The sequence below is a fragment of the Saccharomonospora iraqiensis subsp. iraqiensis genome, assembly GCF_000430445.1.
Lineage (GTDB): Bacteria > Actinomycetota > Actinomycetes > Mycobacteriales > Pseudonocardiaceae > Saccharomonospora > Saccharomonospora iraqiensis.
This window is the reverse complement of record NZ_KE387074.1, coordinates 1-2,141: the sequence shown is the minus strand read 5'-3', so window position 1 is coordinate 2,141 and position 2,141 is coordinate 1. Positions and strand designations below refer to the sequence as shown.

General features: G+C 73.4%; 2 protein-coding genes and 1 pseudogene. All 3 read left to right on the top strand.

What is annotated here, in order from left to right; genetic code table 11:
* Nucleotides 1–383 (top strand): annotated as a pseudogene (locus tag ACTIR_RS22390) (hypothetical protein); the annotation flags it as partial.
* Between the two features lie 7 nt (nt 384–390).
* Nucleotides 391–1,383 (top strand): C40 family peptidase, encoded by a 993-nt coding sequence (locus ACTIR_RS0108435; RefSeq protein WP_026453938.1) that lies wholly within the window; start codon nt 391–393, stop codon nt 1,381–1,383.
* A gap of 38 nt (nt 1,384–1,421) precedes the next feature.
* A partial coding sequence (locus ACTIR_RS27150; RefSeq protein WP_199285586.1) for a hypothetical protein occupies nt 1,422–2,141 on the top strand: 720 nt, incomplete at its 3' end.

Genomic DNA, 2,141 nt, shown 5'->3' with positions numbered 1-2,141 from the left:
ACACCGCGTCGGGGTCCGAACCACCGCCGACGCGGCTCACCGAACCCCTGGCGACCCCGACGAGCGCGCCGCCGTCCCCGGAGGCGCTGCGGGTCGCCGAGCGGTGGGTGGCCGCGTGGCTCGACCACGGGCAGGTCGCCTCCGACCGGGAATGGCTCGACGGACTACGCCCGTACACCACGGAGGAGTACCTGCCGCGGATGCGGACGGTCGACCCGGACCGGATCACGGGCACCGAGATCGTCGGAACACCGCAGGCCCGCGAGTCCTACACCAGTTCGGTGGACGTCGAGGTCGGCACGGACGGGCCGACGCTCGTGCTCACCGTCATCGAGACGGACTCCGGGTGGCGTGTGGCCGAGTACCGGGAAGCGTCGGGGTGATGCCACCGTGCGTGCCGGGTTGCTGATCGGATTCGTCGCCGCCGCGACCGCCACGATCCTGCTCGCGGCGGGCGCGGTGGTCATCCTGGACAGCAGACAGCAGGCCGCCGGGGTCGACCTGCTCAGCTGCGACGCGGGGATCGGGCCGTCCCGGCCCGGTCAGCAGAGCCGGGGCGTCGCCGACGCCCGTGCCCTGGATCAGGAGCAACGCCGGATCGTCTCGCTGATCATCGGGATCGGGGAGGACCGGGAGCTGTCCCCCCGCGCCTGGCAGATCGCCATCCAGGCAGGCATGACCGAGTCCCGGCTGCGCAACCTGAACTACGGTGACCGGGACTCGCTCGGCATCTTCCAGATGCGGCCGTCGATGGGCTGGGGAACCCCGGAGCAGGTCACCGACCCGCCGTACCAGGTGAACAAGTTCTACGACGTGCTGGAGTCGGTGCCGGACTGGCAGGGCATCCGGCCCGGGGACGCCGCCCAGGCGGTCGAGCGGTCCGCCTTCCCCGAGCGGTACCACCGCTGGGAGGCGATGGCGGTGCACCTGGTGGAGACCATGGGCGAGGTCGCCGACCCGACCGGATGCGGCACGAGCCCGGCGGGCACGGTGGTCCCGCCCAACCCGGCCGCCGCGGAGGCGATCGACTTCGCCCTCGGCGAACAGGGGAAGCCGTACGTGTGGGGTGCCACCGGCCCCGGCTCGTACGACTGCTCGGGCCTGCTGCTGCGCGCCTACGAGGCGGCGGGGGTGGTCATTCCCCGCGTGTCGCGGGACCAGTACCACTCGGGCGCGATGTTGCCGGTCGAGCAGGCACAGCCGGGCGATCTGGTGTTCTGGGCGCACGACTCCGCCAACCCGGAGACCATCCACCACGTGGCGATGTACCTGGGCGACGGTCGCATCGTGGAGGCGCAACAAACAGGCGTGCCGGTCCACACCCGGCCGATCTCGTGGGACGAGCCGGGCCTGGTTCCGCAGGCGGTCCGGCCGGGTGTGTGACGCTGAGCGGGTGAGGCTCGACGGGAACGGAGTTGGTCGTGGCCGGGAAGTGGCGTAGACGCAGGAAGTCGCGGAGCCCGATCGTGCTGCCGGGTTCCCCCGCGCCCGGACCCGGTGGGTCCGGCGACACCCCGGCGGCCCCGCCGCCACCGCACGCCGGGCGGCAGACGCCGCCCGCGTCGACCACACCACTGGCCGACTACCTCTCCCGTGGGCACCCGGGTGTCGACGACGGGTACGTGGTGCTGCCCCGGTCCCTGGTGGAGGCGATGCCGTTGCCGTGGCAGCAGCGGATGGCCGCGCTGCTCACCCAGTTCCACGACACGTACGCGGACGCGTCGTGGCCGTCCTACCGGGTGGTGCCGTCGCGCCGGGAACGGCTGGTCGACCTGGACGAGGGACAGCTCGCGGAGGCGGGCTATCTCGTGGAGATCGACGCCGAGGGCGCGTTCGTGTACCGCGAGCGCAGCGGGCGCCGGGTCGCCGACCCGGACAACACCGTGGTGCTCGTCCCGTGCCTCGACCCGATCGTGCCGCACGGAGCGGGCTCGGCGCCCTCGCCGGACGCAGCCACCGCCCCGGAGGCGGTCGCCGACACCACGGACACCACGGATGCCACCGGTACCGCGGATCCCACGGGCACCACGCGTGCCGAAGCTCCGGCGGACCCCACGGATCCCACCGGCACCGCGTATCCCACGGGCACCCCGGGTGCCGCCGGTCCGGCGGACACCGCGGGCGCCCCCGGTCGGGGACAC